Raw genomic sequence first — 18,627 nt, forward strand, 5'->3', positions numbered from 1 at the left:
TAGCTCAGTTGGTAGAGCACGACCTTGCCAAGGTCGGGGTCGCGAGTTCGAGTCTCGTTTCCCGCTCCAAATTTTTTCATTCAATTCTGTCTTAATTATCCACAGCCCAGTCACGCGCTGTACCTCATTTAACATACATTGTATTAACTTCTTCAACAGAGTTATCCACAGATTCTGCTGTTTTTGTATTCAGCTCATAATTTAACCGCTGTAATTTCCTGTTTTATAATCATCTGATTTAATTACATATATTTTTATATAAAAACGTTATGCCGATCACTTGTGCTTTTTTTTGCACTTGATTGCCAAGGTGTTTTTATTTTTATACACAGGAAAACTCTGAGTTCATTCATTATAAAAATAGTTGAAAAAACTCTGCTTAATGTCATTCAACATTAGGCAAAAGCAGCATCAGGCATCGCGTGGCAGGCCTTTTTCAATCGCTCTCACCAGCCGTTTTTTCTGCGGCGATTGAACATCCCCAATCAGTGTAGACCGTCTTTTCAATTGTTGTGAGATGGCCCATTCAATATGTTCATCTAACATGGGGTCAATGCCGCGACGTGCTTCCAATGCCAGGACAATATTATCGAGATAGGGCGCATTGCCTAATGCGACCGAGATATTGCGCAACCAGCGCAGGTGCCCAATTCGGCGGATGGCTGAGCCCTCGGTGACCCGTAAAAACTTGTCTTCATTCCAGGCGAATAAATCCAATAGCTGCGGTGTATGCAATACAGCCCGCGGGCTGAAATCTTCTTCATCGGTTAATTGTGAGAAGCGGTTCCACGGACAGATTAGCTGGCAATCATCACAACCATAAATACGATTACCCATCAGTGGTCGAAACTCTTCCGGTATTGCGCCTTCCAACTCTATCGTTAGATAGGAAATACAGCGGCGCGCATCAACGGTATAGGGGGCGACGATAGCCCCTGTCGGACAGGTGGTAATACAAGCAACACAGCGCCCACATTGTTCTTCTTGCGGTTTATCGACCGGCAGCGGCAGATCAATGAGTAACTCACCAAGAAAGAACCAGGACCCAGCATCACGATTCAAAATTAGTGAGTGCTTACCAACCCAACCAATCCCCGCTTTAGCCGCCAGGGAACGTTCCATTATTGGCGCAGAATCGACGAACGGGCGGAAATTGACATCGCCGGCCGCCTGCTCCAGACAATAATTTTGAATCATGTCACCCAATTTTTTCAGGCGTTGGCGTAACAATTTATGATAATCACGGCCTAAGGCATAACGGCTGACATAACCGAGTTCTGCATTCTTTAATGTGCTGGCGAATGCAGCCTTGGCTGGCAGGTAATTCATTCGCACGCTGATCACCCGCAAAGTGCCGGGTAATAGTTCATGGGGGCGCGCGCGCAGCATACCGTGGCGGGCCATCCAGGCCATTTCGCCATGATATTGTTTATCAAGCCAGGCCTGTAATCGCGGTTCTTCTGCTGACAAATCTGTATCGCAGATACCGACTTGCTGGAAACCTAGCGATTGCCCCCATTGCTTGATATGTTGGGCTAACTGATTCAGATCGAGGGGGTGTGCCATGACGGACCATAGTAAGAAACAAATCGGAGCCAGTTTACCACACTCTGTTTTTTCTGCGGACTGGGTGCGCCAGAATGAGGCGATTGCGGCGGCACACTTCTCTCTGACCTTATTTGACCTGATGGTGAGAGCTGGAAATGCCGCATATGAACTGGCGCGAAAGCAATATCCTGCCGCTCGCCACTGGCTGATTTTGTGTGGTCACGGTAATAACGGTGGCGATGGCTACATTGTTGCCAGCCGGGCATTGGCCGCGGGTTTGAATGTTACTCTTATTGCTTGCCCTGGTAATCGGCCTTTACCCGCAGAAGCCCATCAGGCGCAATCTCAGTGGCTGGCTGCCGGCGGTGTGATTAACCAACCTGATATACCCTGGCCACAACATATCGATTTAATTATTGATGGTTTGTTGGGTATTGGCCTTCGAGCCGCACCACAGGGGGTTTATGCTACGCTGATTGACACAGCAAACCGCCATCGTGCAGCAAAATTTGCTCTGGATATTCCGTCTGGGCTGAGTGCTGATAGCGGTGCGGCTCCAGGCTCAGTTATTCGCGCCGATCACACCCTGACTTTTGTCACACTGAAACCCGGTTTACTCACCGGGCAAGCCCGTGATTGGGTGGGGCATTTGCACTGCAATGATTTGGGGTTAACACCATGGTTAAGTGCTCAACCGGTGCAAATTGAGCGGATGACGGCGGACCACCTGCCGCAGTGGCTGAAACCGCGCCGCCCCTGTGCTCATAAAGGCGAGCATGGGCGTTTATTGCTGGTAGGGGGCGATAAAGGATTCGGTGGTGCTATTCGCATGGCAGGAGAGGCCGCTTTGCGCAGTGGTGCCGGGCTGGTGCGAGTACTTACTCACATTGAACATGTCGCGCCGATTCTGGCTGCGCGCCCTGAGTTGATGGTGCAGGAATTAACCGATGAAACCCTCGAACAAAGTATGAATTGGGCTGATGTATTGGTGGTCGGGCCGGGGTTAGGGCAGTCGGATTGGGGCAGGAATGCTCTGAATCTATTGCAACAAAGTGATAAACCAGCATTATGGGACGCAGATGCACTCAACTTGCTGGCATTAAATCCGCTGAAGCGTCAGAATCGGGTGTTGACCCCCCATCCTGGCGAAGCTGCACGTCTGCTCGGTTGCCGCGTCGCTGATATTGAGAGTGACCGCTTACTTTCTGCCCGTAACATCGTTAAACAATATGGTGGTGTGGTGGTCTTGAAAGGGGCTGGTACTCTTATTGCCAGTGAACAAGGCGAGATGGCGATTGCTGATGTCGGTAATGCAGGTATGGCCTCCGGTGGTATGGGGGATATTCTGTCCGGCATTATTGGGAGTTTGATAGCACAAAAGCTGGTGCTGTATGATGCTGCCTGTGCAGGTTGTGTTGTGCATGGCGTTGCCGCAGACACACTGGCTGAAGTTCAAGGCACCCGGGGTTTACTGGCCACAGATTTGCTGTCAGTTATTCCGAAGTACGTTAATCCTGAGTTAGCAAAATAGATATCACAGAATGAAAGAACTCGTTTTACCTCTGCCCGATGAGGCAGCGACCGTTGCATTAGGGGGCGCTTTGGCTCATGCCTTCGAGGGTGCCAGCGTTATTTATCTATTCGGTGACTTAGGTGCCGGAAAAACCACTTTTAGCCGCGGCTTCCTTCAGGCCCTTGGCCATTCAGGGCATGTTAAAAGCCCCACTTATACCTTGGTTGAACCTTACGCCTTAACCCCAAGGCCAGTTTACCATTTTGACCTGTATCGTCTGGCTGACCCCGAGGAGCTGGAGTTTATGGGTATTCGTGATTATTTCGATAAGCAGGCAATTTGTCTGGTGGAGTGGCCTCAGCAAGGCGCTGGGTTCTTGCCTCAGGCTGATGTCGAGCTGCATCTGGCTTATCAGGCCGAAGGGCGAGAGGCTCGTCTGGTGGCTATTTCTGATGTGGGTGCTGATGTGCTGCGCCGTTTAGCTGCTGTGCAAGGATAATTTGATAATGACGCATAGCTTGACGCTACTAAATTGTTTAACGCGAATAAATGGTTTAACGCAAAAAACGCGCTGGAGACGATCATTTACCGCTGTCATGTTGGTTATTGTGGGGCTGTTCACCCTACCTGCTGCATTTGCCGCGAAGTTAACTGATATTAAAGTGAATAACGGGCCGACAGAAAGTCGGGTAACGCTGAGTTTTGATGGGCAGCCAGTTTATGCTTTCTTCTCTTTAAACTCACCCGAGCGGGTGGTGCTTGATGTTCGTCAAAGTGGCAATCTTTCCGGATTACCGCTGGAGTTCAGTGGCCAGAATCTGCTGAAAAGAATCCGCTCCAGTACTCCGAAAGATGCGCAAAGCACCCGTCTGGTACTGGAACTGACACAAAAAGCCAAAACCCGCGCGGTGACTCAGCAGTCAGGTAACAATTACACCGTCGTGATGACTATGTCTGCGGCGGCCAGCGCCCCTGTGCGACAAACTCAGTCTGTTTTAAGCCAGAACAATACGTCACTGAATCAAACCAATACGCCCAGCCCCAATGCTGGCCGTTTAACATCGCAGGCGTCGAACACCAATACCGCCTCACGGGTGACCAGCGTAAACACCAATTCGGTGGCTAAAAATCCGTTTAATAACAAACCAACCGTGGTGGTGAGCAGCGAAAGCGTCACGACGAATACTTCGCGTCCGATTAAAACGTCCAGTGCGTCGAACAGTTCCCGTGTAGTGGTCGCTATTGATGCGGGTCACGGTGGTCAGGATCCCGGCGCTATTGGGCAAAATGGCCTGAAAGAGAAAAATGTCACTATTGCCATTGCTCGTCGACTTGAGGCCCTGCTCAACAGTGACCCGATGTTTAAACCCGTATTGACCCGTAATGGCGACTATTTCATTTCGGTCATGGGCCGTTCCGATGTGGCGCGTAAGCAGGGTGCTAACGTGTTGGTATCTGTTCATGCCGATGCGGCACCTAACCGCAGCGCAACCGGGGCGTCGGTTTGGGTATTGTCGAATCGCCGCGCCAACAGTGAAATGGGTAACTGGCTGGAGCAGCATGAGAAGCAATCTGAACTACTCGGCGGCGCGGGTGATGTACTGGCCAATACCGCTTCTGACCCTTATTTGAGTCAGGCAGTACTTGATCTGCAATTTGGTCACTCACAGCGGGTGGGCTATGACGTTGCCACCAAAGTGCTCAATGAGCTGCAAAGAGTGGGTGATATTCATAAACGTCGGCCGGAACACGCCAGTCTTGGGGTGTTACGTTCACCGGATATTCCGTCATTGTTAGTGGAAACCGGCTTTATCAGTAACAGTACGGAGGAGCGGCTGCTTGGCAGTAGCGCGTATCAGGAGAAAATTGCTCAAGCCATTTATAAAGGTTTGCGCAGTTATTTCCTCGCGCATCCGCTACAAGCCGACCCAAAGGTCGAAAACCGCCCGCTCATTGAAACGGCGGCGGTTGATTCTTCTTCACAACGTTCAGGTGTTAGTCAGCCAGAGCCGGTGGTCAGCAATATAAGCAGTAATGCGCAAGGTGGCAGGGTATCTGCTACCAAGCCGGTAGCAGCGGGTGCCGTGACGAAAAATAGAAGTCAGATTCATAAAGTACAACGTGGCGAAACTTTATCCGGTATTGCCAGTCAATATGGCGTTAGCATGGCTGTGTTACGGCAAAATAATACACTGAAAAATGATGTGGTCTGGGTGGGGCAGCGTTTGAAAATCCCTGCGTCGGGGGTAACAGTCGCGGCCGCCGCGCCAAAAGCAGTGGCTAAAGCGAAACCGAGTAAAAGCCAGCCGGTTAAGCATCAGGTAAAACGCGGTGATACGCTGTCTGCCATTGCAGCCAGATATGGTGTGTCGATGAGTGAGATTGAACGGGCGAATAAGATAAAGTCAGGTAATGTCCAACTTGGGCAAACCCTGACTATTCCACAGTCGTAAGCGAAAGGAACTGCTATGCCAATTCAGATTCTACCACCACAGCTCGCTAACCAAATTGCCGCCGGTGAAGTGGTAGAGCGGCCTGCGTCAGTGGTGAAAGAGTTGGTAGAAAATAGTCTGGATGCGGGTGCCAGCCGGATTGATATTGACATCGAACGTGGTGGCGCGAAACTGATTCGTATCCGTGATAATGGCTGTGGCATTGGTAAAGACGATTTGGCATTAGCACTGGCGCGCCATGCGACCAGTAAAATTAGTTCGCTGGAAGATTTGGAAGCCATCCTCAGTATGGGGTTTCGCGGGGAGGCATTAGCCAGTATTAGTTCAGTCTCACGTCTGATTTTGACCTCGCGCACCGCTGAACAAAATGAAGCCTGGCAGGCTTATGCCGAAGGGCGTGATATGGCCGTGACCATCAAACCTGCGGCTCATCCGGTTGGTAGTACTCTGGAAGTGTTGGATCTGTTTTATAACACGCCCGCTCGCCGCAAATTTATGCGGACTGAGAAAACCGAGTTTGGTCATATTGATGAAGTGGTGCGGCGCATTGCACTGGCGCGCTTTGATGTAGCGATCAATCTCAGCCATAACGGTAAGTTAATGCGCCAATATCGCGCTGCCCCTGATCCTTCCCAGCATGAACGCCGGTTGGCGAGTATCTGTGGCCCGGCATTTTTGCAGCATGCGCTGGCGATTTCCTGGCAGCACGGTGATTTGACCATTCGCGGTTGGGTCGCTGATCCCGCCGTCAGTCGTACACTGAGTGAAATGCAATATTGCTACGTCAATAACCGCATGATGCGCGACCGGCTGATCAATCATGCGATCCGCCAGGCTTATCAAGATTTACTCAAAGACGACCAGCAGCCCGCTTATGTATTGTATCTGGATATTGACCCACATCAGGTCGATGTGAATGTGCATCCGGCTAAGCATGAAGTGCGTTTCCATCAGGCGCGGCTGGTGCATGACTTTATTTATCAAGCGGTCACCACGGTATTACAGCAAACGGCGACCCCGGTGCTGAACATCAATGAAGATGGCGAAGAAATTGAGGCTCCGCGCTGGCAACCAGAAAATCGCGTGGCGGCAGGGGTTAATAAATATGCACAACCGGAGCCGGCGAAAACCGCGCCAGTTGTACGAACGCCGTCTCCTGAGCGAACCGCTACCACAGAGCGCTCAATAGCCCGCGAACGAACCCCAACTTATCACGCGGGCGAACCTTACCAAAAACAGCAAGGTGAGTTATATCGCCAACTGGCGCAGCCAGCCGTAGTGAATAAACCGGCGGTAGTCAGTCAACCTTTGGCCGCGTCAGCTCCAGCAGCGCGTCAGATATCGACTGATGAGCCACTGCATGGCGATAATTACAGTTTTGGCCGGGTATTCACCGTATTTCCGCCTTGCTATGCTCTTATTGAATATAAGCAGGGCATAGCATTACTTGAACTAACGGTTGCAGAGCGTTGGTTAAAACAAGCTCAATTGAATCCGCCTGCGGAAGGGCTACGTCCTCAGCCATTACTGATTCCATTAAAGCTGACATTAGATAAAAATGAGGCTACTGCCTGCCAGCGCCATCAGAAGTTGTTAGCGACCATGGGGATAGAATTGGCCGTTGAGCACACAAGAGCGACTTTACGTGCAGTATCTTTACCATTACGCCAACAAAATTTACAAAAACTGATACCGGAACTGTTAGGCTATCTGTCGCAACATGAAGAGATATCGCCAGATGCTCTCGCCACATGGATTTCTCGCCATCTAGGCAGCGAACATGAGGTATGGAATGTGTCTCAAGCGATACAGTTATTGACGGATGTTGAACGTCTTTGCCCGCAGTTGGTGAAATCACCGCCAGCAGGGCTATTACAACCTATTGATATAAAGGCCGCATTGGCAACCCTGAAACATGAATGATATTGAAAATTTAGACCAGCCACCGGCAATCTTTATTATGGGGCCAACTGCCTCGGGTAAAACAGCGCTCTCCATTGCACTGAGACAGCGGCTACCTGTCGAGCTGGTTAGCGTCGACTCAGCCCTGATTTATCGCGGCATGGATATTGGCACGGCGAAACCCAGTGCCGAGGAACTGGCATTAGCACCACATCGGTTAATTGATATTCGCGATCCCGCAGAATCATACTCTGCCGCCGATTTCCGTAAAGATGCATTAAAAGAGATGGCCGACATTACCGCAGCTGGGCGTATTCCGCTGCTGGTGGGTGGCACGATGTTGTACTTTAAAGCGCTGTTGGATGGGTTATCTCCATTGCCGTCAGCAGACCCGCAAGTGCGTCAGCGTATTGAACAGCAGGCAGCGGAACTGGGTTGGGAGGCTTTACATCAGCAATTGGCTGAGATCGATCCCGTTGCTGCGGCGCGAATTCATCCTAATGATCCCCAACGGCTCTCCAGAGCACTGGAAGTTTTTTTTATTTCAGGTAAAACTCTAACAGAACTGACTAAAATTTCAGGTGAAACTTTACCGTATCGGGTTCACCAATTTGCGATTGCGCCTGTTAGCCGGGAACTGTTGCACCAGCGGATTGAATTACGTTTTCATCAGATGCTGGATGCAGGGTTTGAAACAGAGGCTAGGGCGCTTTTTGACCGTGGTGATTTGCATACGGATATGCCAGCCATTCGTTGTGTGGGATACCGGCAGATGTGGTCTTATCTGTCCGGTGAGATTGATTACGACGAAATGGTTTACCGCGGAATCTGTGCGACACGTCAACTGGCAAAGCGCCAAATGACCTGGTTGCGGGGCTGGGGTTCAGTCCAGTGGCTCGACAGTGATAAGCCGGGAGAGGCTTTAGACTCTGTAATACAGGTTGTTAGTGCATAGGTTGAATGATTGTGTACAATTGATTAGTACTCAACGCGCGGATTTTTTTTACGCAGTTTATTTTCGAGCCGATAGGTTCTTAGTTAATAACAACAAGCAAATAAGGAAAATATAGAATGGCTAAGGGGCAATCTTTGCAAGATCCGTTCCTGAACGCATTGCGTCGTGAACGGGTTCCGGTTTCTATTTATTTAGTGAATGGCATTAAACTGCAGGGCCAAGTTGAGTCTTTTGATCAGTTTGTCATTCTGTTAAAAAACACAGTCAGCCAGATGGTTTATAAGCACGCCATCTCTACTGTAGTGCCTTCTCGCCCGGTTTCGCATCACAGCAATAATCCGAGTGGTAGCACTAATAATTATCATGGTAGTAATCCATCTGCGCCGCAACAGCCGCAGCAGGATAGCGATGACGCTGAATAAAGCGCATTGCTGGTCAACCATGACGGGGAACATAAGCAACGGATTCGGGCTTATGTTCTCCGCACTAGCGGTTTTGATCCGTTTGAGAGGTTGCTCGTTTGTTTGACCGTTATGAAGGCGGTGAGCAGGCCGTACTGGTTCATATCTATTTCTCGCAAGACAAAAACTCAGAGGACCTGCGTGAGTTCGAAGCGCTGGTATCTTCTGCGGGCGTAGAAGCTTTGCAAATTGTGACCGGTAGTCGCAAAGCACCGCACCCTAAGTTTTTTGTGGGCGAGGGAAAGGCAGTAGAAATTGCTGACGCAGTAAAAGCCAGTGGTGCGTCTGTTGTCCTGTTTGATCATGCCCTTTCCGCAGCGCAAGAGCGAAATCTTGAACGTTTGTGTGAGTGCCGGGTTATTGATCGAACTGGCCTAATTTTAGATATTTTTGCCCAACGGGCCCGTACCCATGAAGGTAAATTACAGGTCGAATTAGCGCAATTGCGCCATATTGCGACTCGTTTGGTACGCGGCTGGACGCACCTTGAGCGTCAAAAAGGGGGGATTGGCCTAAGAGGGCCAGGTGAAACCCAGTTGGAGACCGACCGTCGTTTACTACGTGACCGTATCAGCTTGATTTTAAGCCGCTTGGAGCGCGTGGCAAAGCAGCGTGAGCAAGGGCGGCGCGCACGTACTCGCGCAGATATCCCGACAGTGTCTTTGGTGGGATATACCAACGCCGGTAAATCTAGCCTGTTTAACAAAATTACGGCAGCTGATGTCTATGCGGCTGACCAACTATTTGCCACGCTGGATCCCACTTTACGCCGCATTAATGTAGCTGATGTGGGCGATACAGTGTTGGCGGATACGGTAGGCTTTATCCGGCATTTGCCGCACGATCTGGTTGCTGCTTTTAAAGCAACATTACAAGAAACGCGGCAAGCCTCATTACTGCTACACATTATTGACGCAGCTGATCCTCGGGTGGCCGAGAATATGGCCGCAGTCGATTCTGTATTGGCAGAAATAGAAGCGGATGAAATCCCTACATTATTAGTAATGAATAAAATTGATTTGTTGGATGATTTCGTCCCGCGAATTGATCGCAACGAAGAAAATCTGCCAGTCAGAGTTTGGCTTTCAGCCCAAACCGGCGCAGGTATCCCGTTGCTCTTTCAAGCGTTAACGGAGCGTCTTTCAGGTGAGATCGCACACTTTGAACTGCGTTTGCCGCCTCAGGCAGGCCGTTTACGTAGCCGTTTTTACCAGCTTCAGGCAATTGAAAAAGAGTGGATAGACGAGGACGGGAACGTCGGTATGGTGGTAAGAATGCCTATCGTTGATTGGCGTCGTCTCTGTAAACAAGAGCAGGAGTTGGTCAGTTATATTATTAGTGAACCAAGCACGGTTAATTAATGAGTGACTTGACCTTTCTTGTGAGATTAAGAGCCAGCTTCTTTGGCATGTGCTCTTGGCCTGAAGAAAACCAATCATAGAAGAATGGAGCTAAAACATGGCGTGGAATCAGCCCGGTAATAACGGACAGGACCGCGATCCGTGGGGGAGCAGCAATAATAATGGCGGCAACTCTGGCGGAAATAACAATAATAAAGGTGGTCGTGACCAAGGGCCGCCGGATCTGGATGATATCTTCCGGAAACTGAGCAAAAAACTGAGTAGCCTCACCGGTAAAGGTGGCGGCAACGGTAATGGCGGCAATGATAACAATGGTGCGTCAAAAGGCCCTGGTTTCAGTGGTCGTATCGTTGGTATCGCTGTAGTTGCGGTTGTGGTTATCTGGGCGGCAAGTGGTTTCTATACAATTAAAGAAGCTGAGCGTGGTGTTGTGACTCGCTTGGGTAAATTAAGCCACATTGTACAGCCTGGTTTGAACTGGAAACCGACCTTTATTGACGAAGTCACCCCGGTTAACGTCGAATCTGTTCGTGAATTGGCGGCATCTGGTGTCATGTTGACCTCTGATGAAAACGTCGTTCGCATCGAAATGAACGTGCAGTACCGCGTGACTGACCCGGCCGCTTACCTGTTTAGCGTGACTAATCCGGATGACAGTCTGCGTCAGGCAACTGATAGCGCAGTACGTGGTGTTATTGGTAAATACACCATGGACAAAATCCTCACTGAAGGCCGTACTATCGTCCGTAGCGATACTCAGCGTGTACTGGAAGAAACTATTCGTCCATACAACATGGGTATCACTCTGCTGGACGTTAACTTCCAGGCAGCACGTCCGCCGGAAGAAGTTAAAGCGGCATTTGATGATGCGATTGCTGCTCGTGAAAACGAACAACAGTATATTCGTGAAGCAGAAGCTTACACCAACGAAGTCCAACCTCGTGCCAATGGTCAGGCACAGCGTCTGTTAGAAGATGCCCGTGCTTATGCCGCACGTAAAGTGTTGGAAGCGCAGGGTGAAGTTGCCGGTTTTGCGAAGTTGTTGCCTGAGTATAAGGCTGCACCGGAAATTACCCGTGAACGTCTGTACATCGAAACCATGGAGAAAGTCCTCGGTCATACCCGCAAAGTGCTGGCTAATGACAAAGGTAACAGTCTGATGGTGCTGCCGCTGGATCAACTGATGCGTGGCCAAGGTGCAGATAAAGCAGATGGCAGTAAAGACACAAGTCTGATTCGTTTGAATCCGCCTTCCTCTGCTAATAGCAGCCAAGAGTCTGGTGCCAGCAACACAGGTACCAGTTCAAACAGTGGCTCTATCATGGATCAGCGCCGGGCGAATGCTCAGCGTGATACTTCCACTCGCGTAGGGAGAGAATAACCAATGCGTAAGTCTTTTTTACTTATCGTCGTTGTGGTGTTAGTCGCACTCTACGCTTCGCTGTTTGTGGTACAAGAAGGCCAACGTGGGATCGTACTGCGCTTTGGCAAGGTATTACGTGATAGTGATAACAAGCCTCTGGTGTACGCACCTGGCCTGCACTTCAAGATACCGTTTATCGAAACAGTGAAGACGTTGGATGCCCGTATTCAAACCATGGACAACCAGGCCGACCGTTTCGTGACCAACGAGAAGAAAGACCTGATTGTTGACTCATATTTGAAATGGCGTATTAGCGATTTCAGCCGTTACTATCTGGCCACTGGTGGTGGTGATGTTTCTCAGGCTGAAGTGCTGTTGAAACGTAAATTCAGTGACCGCTTGCGTTCTGAGATTGGTCGCCTGAATGTGCGAGATATCGTTACCGACTCACGTGGTCGTCTGACATCTGATGTTCGTGATGCATTGAACACCGGTAGTGTGGGTGATGAGGCTGTTACCACCGAAGCTGATGATGCTATTGCCTCTGCGGCGGCGCGTGTTGAACAGGAAACCCGTGGCAAACAGCCAGCGGTTAACCCGAACAGCATGGCAGCGCTGGGGATTGAGGTTGTTGATGTGCGAATCAAGCAAATCAACTTACCGGCTGAAGTCTCTGACGCTATCTTCCAACGTATGCGTGCTGAACGTGAAGCGGTAGCCCGTCGTCACCGTTCACAAGGTCAGGAAGAAGCAGAGAAGTTGCGTGCAACAGCTGACTATGAAGTGACTCGTACCCTGGCAGAAGCAGAGCGTCAGGCGCGTATTACTCGTGGTGGCGGTGATGCCGAAGCGGCTCGTCTGTTTGCTGATGCATTCAGTAAAGATCCTGACTTCTATGCATTCATTCGTAGCTTGCGTGCATATGAAAACAGCTTCAGCAGCGGCAATGATGTGATGGTTCTGAGTCCGGATAGCGATTTCTTCCGCTATATGAAATCGCCGGATAACTCTAGCAAACGTCCATAACTATTGCTGTGACAAACCGTTTTTGACCGTAACAGTAAGGCCCGTTCACGCGGGCCTTTTCTATTTTGGGCAGTCCTTTCCATTTGATTGAGACAGAAAATGAATTCAACCATTTTATTAGCATTGGGTTTGGTTTTGGTGCTGGAAGGGCTTGGCCCGATGCTTTATCCCAAAGCCTGGCGCAAAATGATTCTGGCAATGACCCAATTACCGGATGCCACTTTACGTCGTTTTGGTGGAGGATTAGTGGTTGCGGGCGTCGTTATCTACTACATGTTGCGTAGCCGCATGGGTGGCTAAATGTAAGCACAAAAATTGTTCAGTTATGTGTTAAAAAGTACTGAAAGCAGCCGAGTGAGATGTTAGAATCCTTTTTTAAGCAACCTGGTGATTTTTGAGATGGGTAAGAACGTCGTCGTACTGGGCACCCAATGGGGTGACGAAGGTAAGGGCAAGGTCGTTGACCTGCTGACTGAACGGGCTAAATATGTTGTGCGCTATCAAGGTGGTCACAACGCTGGCCACACTTTGGTTATCAACGGTGAGAAAACCGTTCTTCATTTAATTCCCTCAGGTATTCTGCGTGAAAACGTAACCAGCATCATCGGCAACGGTGTTGTACTGGCACCTGACGCCTTAATGAAAGAGATGACAGACCTTGAAGCGCGCGGTGTGCCTGTACGTGAGCGACTGTTACTCTCCGAAGCATGCCCATTAATCCTGCCATATCATGTGGCTCTGGATAATGCGCGTGAAAAAGCACGTGGTGCAAAAGCAATCGGTACTACCGGTCGTGGTATCGGCCCTGCCTATGAAGATAAAGTTGCCCGCCGCGGTCTGCGCGTAGGTGATTTGTTCAACAAAGAAACCTTCGCAATCAAGCTGAAAGAAATTGTGGATTACCACAACTTCCAGTTGGTGCACTACTACAAAGAAGAAGCGGTTGACTATCAAAAAGTGCTGGATGAAGTATTGGCTATTGCCGATATTCTGACTGCAATGGTAGTTGATGTTTCCGAATTGCTGGACAGTGCGCGTAAGCGTGGTGATTTCATGATGTTTGAAGGCGCTCAAGGCACCTTGCTGGACATCGACCACGGTACTTATCCGTATGTGACTTCATCGAACACCACAGCGGGTGGCGTTGCGACAGGCTCTGGCCTGGGCCCACGTTATGTTGATTACGTGCTGGGTATCGTGAAAGCCTATTCCACTCGTGTTGGTGCAGGTCCATTCCCGACTGAACTGAACGATGAAACAGGTGAGTTCCTGCGTAAGCAAGGTAACGAATATGGCGCGACCACTGGCCGTAGCCGTCGTACCGGTTGGTTGGATATCGTTGCAGTACGTCGTGCTGTGCAGATCAACTCCTTGTCTGGCTTCTGCATGACCAAACTGGACGTGCTGGATGGTCTGAAAGAAGTGAAACTGTGTGTTGGCTACCGCATGCCAGATGGCCGCGAAGTTGATACCACTCCACTGGCTGCTGAAGGCTGGGAAGGTATTGAGCCAATCTACGAAACCATGCCAGGCTGGTCAGAAGTGACCTTTGGCGTAAAAGAACACAGCAAGTTGCCACAGGCAGCGCTGAACTACATCAAGCGTGTAGAAGAGCTGACAGGTGTTCCGGTTGATATCATCTCTACCGGCCCGGATCGTGAAGAAACCATGATCCTGCGCGACCCATTTGATGCATGATTTATTAGCAAATAGCTAAATAATCAGAATTCAGATGCTAATGAACCGGGCTTATGTCCGGTTCATTGTCTTAGATTCACCAGAAAGTTATCTCCGGTCAGCCATTTTTACATCAAAAAACCCGCCCTTTATCTAAATGATTAGTCGCAAGCTTTGTGGCTGGTTTATCATTCAATCTATAAGTTTCTAAATAGCACTTAGAATCGCACTTATTAACCTATCCAAAACGTGTCATCTTAGATGGGTTTAAGCCGGGTAAACTGATACTCAGGGGTATACGTGCAGTTAACAAGTTTTACTGATTATGGTTTGCGGGCGCTTACTTATATGGCCTCGCTGCCTGAAGGCCAAATGACCAGCATTTCTCAGGTGACCGAGGTCTATGGCGTGTCTCGCAATCATATGGTTAAAATAATCAATCAGTTGAGTCGTGTCGGGTTGGTAACCGCTGTACGGGGGAAGAATGGCGGCATACGGTTAGGTAAACCGGCTGACCAAATTCGAATTGGTGACGTTGTGCGCCAGTTAGAACCACTTTCTCTGGTCAATTGCAGTAGTGATTTTTGCCATATAACCCCCGCTTGCCGCTTGAAACAAGTGCTTAATCAGGCGGTACAAAGTTTCCTTAACGAGCTGGATAACTATACTTTAGCCGATATGGTTCAAGATAATACCCCGCTCTACAAGCTATTACTTGTTGAGTAATTCTTATAATAAAACACGTATAGCAAGCTGCTGCTGACAACGGAGGAACCGCAATGTCACAAGATCCATTCTTGGAGCGAGAAGCAGAAAAATATGAGTCACCAATCCCTAGCCGGGAGTTCATTTTGGCTCATCTCGCGAAACGCGAAACACCTGCCAGCCGTGAAGAACTGGCAAATGAACTTAATTTGTCGGGTGAAGAACAGCTAGAGGCGCTGCGTCGCCGCCTGCGCGCGATGGAGCGTGATGGGCAATTGGTCTTTACCCGTCGTCAGTGCTACGCCTTACCGGAGCGCCTAGACTTATTGCGCGGGACTGTTATTGGTCATCGTGATGGCTTTGGTTTCTTACGGGTTGAAGGCAGTAAAGACGACCTGTACCTCTCAGCCGAGCAAATGAAAACCGCGATTCATGGCGATGTGGTATTGGCCCAACCTGTTGGTGCTGACCGCAAAGGTCGTCGTGAAGCGCGTATCGTGCGCGTGTTAGTACCGAAAACCAGCCAGATTGTCGGGCGTTATTTTACTGATGCGGGTACGGGTTTTGTGGTGCCGGATGATGGCCGCTTGAGTTTTGATATTCTGATCCCACCAGATGCCATCAATGGCGCGCGGATGGGGTATATGGTGGTGGTCGAGTTGACCCAGCGCCCGACCCGCCGTACTAAAGCTGTGGGTAAGATTGTTGAAGTGCTCGGTGAGAACATGGGTACCAGCATGGCGGTAGATATTGCGCTGCGCACTCATGAGATCCCACATACCTGGCCGCCACAAGTTGAAAAACAAGTTGCTGACCTGAAAGAGCAAGTGCCGGAAGAAGCAAAAAAAGGGCGAGTGGATTTACGCAATCTACCCTTAGTGACTATTGATGGTGAAGATGCCCGCGACTTTGATGATGCGGTTTACTGCGAGAAAAAACGCGGTGGCGGCTGGCGCTTGTGGGTGGCGATTGCTGATGTCAGTTATTATGTGCGACCGCGCACTGCACTGGATGATGAAGCTCGCAGCCGTGGTAACTCGGTTTACTTCCCGTCACAAGTTGTCCCGATGCTGCCGGAAGTGCTGTCAAACGGCCTTTGCTCCCTGAATCCGCAGGTAGACCGCCTGTGTATGGTGTGTGAGATGACCATCTCCGCACAGGGCAAGCTGTCGTCGTATAAGTTCTACGAAGCGGTGATGAGCTCGCACGCGCGTCTGACCTACACCAAAGTATGGCGAATCATTGATGGTGAAGAATCACTGCGCGAGCAATATAAGCCGCTGGTGCCACATCTGTTAGAACTGCATACCATGTACAAGGCGCTGGATCAGGCTCGTGCTGAGCGTGGTGGTATTGCATTCGAGACCGAAGAAGCCAAGTTTATCTTTAACGCTGAACGGCGTATCGAGCGTATTGAGTCGACGGTGCGTAATGACGCGCATAAGTTGATTGAAGAGTGCATGATTCTGGCGAATATCGCCGCCGCGCGGTTTGTGGAAAAACATAACGAACCGGCGCTGTTCCGGGTGCATGACCGCCCAAGTGATGACCATATTTCAGCGCTGCGTAGTGTGCTCAGTGAGCTGGGTCTGACACTGGGTGGTGGTTTGAAACCAGAGCCAAAAGATTATGCAGTGCTGATGGATGAAGTTGCGGATCGTCCGGATCATGAAATGCTGCAAACCATGTTGCTGCGTTCGATGAAACAGGCGATTTACGATCCGGAAAACCGTGGTCACTTTGGTTTGGCGTTGGCGTCTTATGGCCACTTTACCTCACCCATTCGCCGTTACCCCGATTTGGCCATGCACCGGGCTATCAAGTACCAGCTTGCCAAAGAGCACGGCAATGTGAAAGAGCGCTGGACACCAACCGGTGGCTGGCACAGTGAGTACGAAGATATGCTGCAATTGGGCGAACATTGCTCAATGACTGAACGCCGTGCTGATGAAGCGACTCGTAATGTCGCAGATTGGCTGAAGTGTGATTTTATGCAGGATCAGGTGGGGAAAGTCTTCACCGGGATTATTGCCAGCGTCACCGGCTTTGGTTTCTTCGTCCGCCTGGATGATTTGTTTATTGATGGTTTGGTACATGTCTCCAGTTTGGATAATGACTACTATCGTTACGATAACATTGGTCAGCGTTTGATCGGTGAATCCTCAGGTCAGGTTTACCGGTTGGGTGATACCGTGGAAATCCGGGTTGAGGCGGTACACATGGATGAGCGCAAAATTGATTTTGCTCTGGTCTCCAGTACCCGTAAACCGCGCGGTGAAGGCAAAACGGCGCGTGATAAAGCCAAGAAAGCCGATGGTCAGCGCACTATGCGCGATACCTCCACTGGCCGTGGCGGTCGTGGTAGTTCATCGAGCTCATCGAGTTCATCACGTCGTGATAGCGCGCCAGCAGGAAGTGGGCAGAAACGCCCTCGTCGTGCTAAAAAACCGGCAAACTTTGAGCCAGATAGTGCTTTCCGTCCGGCAGATGCCGCCGCTAAGTTAGATGACAAAGCGTTGGCCGAGAAAAAGGCCAAAGCTAAAGCGAAAAGAGCATCCGCCAAGACCAAGAAAATTGCTGCTGCCACCAAGGCCAAGCGCGCGAAGAAAAAAACCAGCAGTGACCAATAATGGCCTGTTGATTGTCGGGCGGCCCTGGTCGCCCGCATTCATTTATATTTAATCATTTATAAAAGAGCATCATGAGCGAAATTATTTACGGCATTCACTCCGTTAAAGCCTTGTTAGACAATGATCCACAACGTTTTCTGGAAGTTTTTATTCTGAAAGGTCGTGACGATCGTCGCCTACAGCCCTTGATTGCCGAACTGGAAGCAGCCGGTTTGGTGATTCAGGTTGCCAGCCGCCAGTGGCTGGATTCACAGGTTGAAGGTGGTGTCCATCAGGGTATCGTGGCGCGAGTCCGTGAAGGGCGTCAGTATCAGGAAAATGACTTGCCAGCATTGCTGGAAAGTGTAGAAACCCCCTTCCTGTTGGTGCTCGATGGCGTTACTGATCCCCATAATCTGGGCGCATGCTTGCGCAGTGCAGATGCTGCGGGTGTCCATGCGGTTATCGTGCCACGGGATCGCTCGGCGCAGCTGAATGCCATCGCCAAGAAGGTCGCTAGTGGTGCTGCTGAAAACGTACCATTGATTAAAGTCACTAATCTGGCGCGCACGCTGCGAGTGTTACAAGAGCACAATGTCTGGATTGTCGGGACTGCCGGTGAAGCAGACCATACATTGTATCAAAGCAAAATGACCGGCCCGATGGCATTAGTGATGGGAGCTGAGGGCGAAGGTATGCGCCGTTTGACCCGCGAACACTGTGATGAACTGATCAGCATTCCGATGGCAGGGAGTGTTTCTTCACTCAATGTGTCGGTTGCTACCGGTGTGTGTTTGTTTGAAGCGGTACGTCAGCGAGCGCTAAAAATTTAATATTGAAGTTAATGACAAAGTGCCTGTATCGGTGAAAACAGGCAGATCGTAAAGACGCCACACTTTTTTTGTTAAAACAAGCCTTCCCTGGGGGCTCGAGCCGCGCCATCCGTGGCGCGGACGCTTTACTCTTCTCCCTGTCCTCACCTTGCAAGATCGAGTCGTTGGAGTTTGTCAGCAGTCTGAAGCCAACATTTCCGGATGTTGGCTTTTTGTTTTTT

The 18,627-nt window shown here is 50.1% G+C and carries 15 protein-coding genes; 14 read left to right on the plus strand and 1 reads right to left on the minus strand.

What is annotated here, in order from left to right:
• Window positions 1-411: 411 nt before the first annotated feature.
• The gene (gene queG, locus QSV56_RS12170; protein ID WP_301212527.1) at window positions 412-1,566 is read right to left on the minus strand and encodes a tRNA epoxyqueuosine(34) reductase QueG; all 1,155 of its coding nucleotides are present in this window, start codon (window positions 1,564-1,566) and stop codon (window positions 412-414) included.
• Here queG and nnr point away from each other — a divergent pair.
• The 14 genes from nnr to rlmB all read left to right on the plus strand — a co-directional run bounded on the left by nnr (window position 1,565) and on the right by rlmB (window position 18,406).
• Window positions 1,565-3,079, plus strand: coding sequence for a bifunctional ADP-dependent NAD(P)H-hydrate dehydratase/NAD(P)H-hydrate epimerase (gene nnr / locus QSV56_RS12175; RefSeq protein ID WP_019080720.1), 1,515 nt, complete (start codon window positions 1,565-1,567; stop codon window positions 3,077-3,079). The two genes, queG and nnr, sit on opposite strands and share 2 nt — an antisense overlap.
• Window positions 3,080-3,089: 10 nt before the next feature.
• Complete coding sequence (gene tsaE, locus QSV56_RS12180; protein WP_005156441.1) at window positions 3,090-3,560, plus strand: tRNA (adenosine(37)-N6)-threonylcarbamoyltransferase complex ATPase subunit type 1 TsaE; 471 nt, start codon at window positions 3,090-3,092, stop codon at window positions 3,558-3,560.
• Between the two features lie 97 nt (window positions 3,561-3,657).
• Complete coding sequence (gene amiB / locus QSV56_RS12185) at window positions 3,658-5,514, plus strand: N-acetylmuramoyl-L-alanine amidase AmiB (protein WP_050161986.1); 1,857 nt, start codon at window positions 3,658-3,660, stop codon at window positions 5,512-5,514.
• Between the two features lie 15 nt (window positions 5,515-5,529).
• Window positions 5,530-7,437: a DNA mismatch repair endonuclease MutL gene (mutL, locus tag QSV56_RS12190; protein WP_050161984.1), complete on the plus strand. Its 1,908-nt coding sequence runs from the start codon at window positions 5,530-5,532 to the stop codon at window positions 7,435-7,437.
• Entirely contained in the window at window positions 7,430-8,371 is a 942-nt protein-coding gene (miaA, locus tag QSV56_RS12195) for a tRNA (adenosine(37)-N6)-dimethylallyltransferase MiaA (RefSeq protein WP_050131047.1), read from the plus strand. Before mutL ends, miaA begins: the two co-directional genes overlap by 8 nt.
• Window positions 8,372-8,487: 116 nt before the next feature.
• Complete coding sequence (gene hfq / locus QSV56_RS12200; RefSeq protein WP_004392473.1) at window positions 8,488-8,793, plus strand: RNA chaperone Hfq; 306 nt, start codon at window positions 8,488-8,490, stop codon at window positions 8,791-8,793.
• A 98-nt stretch (window positions 8,794-8,891) separates the two neighbouring features.
• The gene (hflX, locus tag QSV56_RS12205) at window positions 8,892-10,193 is read left to right on the plus strand and encodes a ribosome rescue GTPase HflX (protein ID WP_019080715.1); all 1,302 of its coding nucleotides are present in this window, start codon (window positions 8,892-8,894) and stop codon (window positions 10,191-10,193) included.
• Between the two features lie 97 nt (window positions 10,194-10,290).
• Window positions 10,291-11,574 carry an FtsH protease activity modulator HflK gene (hflK, locus tag QSV56_RS12210; RefSeq protein ID WP_005175505.1) on the plus strand — a complete coding sequence of 428 codons (1,284 nt, stop codon included), beginning with the start codon at window positions 10,291-10,293 and terminating at the stop codon, window positions 11,572-11,574.
• A gap of 3 nt (window positions 11,575-11,577) precedes the next feature.
• A complete protein-coding gene (gene hflC, locus QSV56_RS12215; RefSeq protein WP_005156425.1) occupies window positions 11,578-12,582 on the plus strand; it encodes a protease modulator HflC in 1,005 nt (334 codons plus the stop codon).
• Window positions 12,583-12,681: 99 nt separating this feature from the next.
• Entirely contained in the window at window positions 12,682-12,882 is a 201-nt protein-coding gene (locus QSV56_RS12220; RefSeq protein WP_004713662.1) for a DUF2065 family protein, read from the plus strand.
• Window positions 12,883-12,981: 99 nt separating this feature from the next.
• Window positions 12,982-14,280, plus strand: a complete 1,299-nt coding sequence (locus QSV56_RS12225; protein ID WP_005175500.1) for an adenylosuccinate synthase — start codon at window positions 12,982-12,984, stop codon at window positions 14,278-14,280.
• Between the two features lie 279 nt (window positions 14,281-14,559).
• Window positions 14,560-14,985: a nitric oxide-sensing transcriptional repressor NsrR gene (gene nsrR / locus QSV56_RS12230; RefSeq protein WP_005156409.1), complete on the plus strand. Its 426-nt coding sequence runs from the start codon at window positions 14,560-14,562 to the stop codon at window positions 14,983-14,985.
• A 53-nt stretch (window positions 14,986-15,038) separates the two neighbouring features.
• Complete coding sequence (gene rnr, locus QSV56_RS12235; RefSeq protein WP_046051716.1) at window positions 15,039-17,594, plus strand: ribonuclease R; 2,556 nt, start codon at window positions 15,039-15,041, stop codon at window positions 17,592-17,594.
• Between the two features lie 71 nt (window positions 17,595-17,665).
• Window positions 17,666-18,406: a 23S rRNA (guanosine(2251)-2'-O)-methyltransferase RlmB gene (rlmB, locus tag QSV56_RS12240; protein WP_004392482.1), complete on the plus strand. Its 741-nt coding sequence runs from the start codon at window positions 17,666-17,668 to the stop codon at window positions 18,404-18,406.
• Window positions 18,407-18,627: the final 221 nt, after the last annotated feature.

This window comes from Yersinia sp. 22-579 (assembly GCF_030433455.1).
Classification (GTDB): Bacteria; Pseudomonadota; Gammaproteobacteria; order Enterobacterales; family Enterobacteriaceae; genus Yersinia; species Yersinia enterocolitica.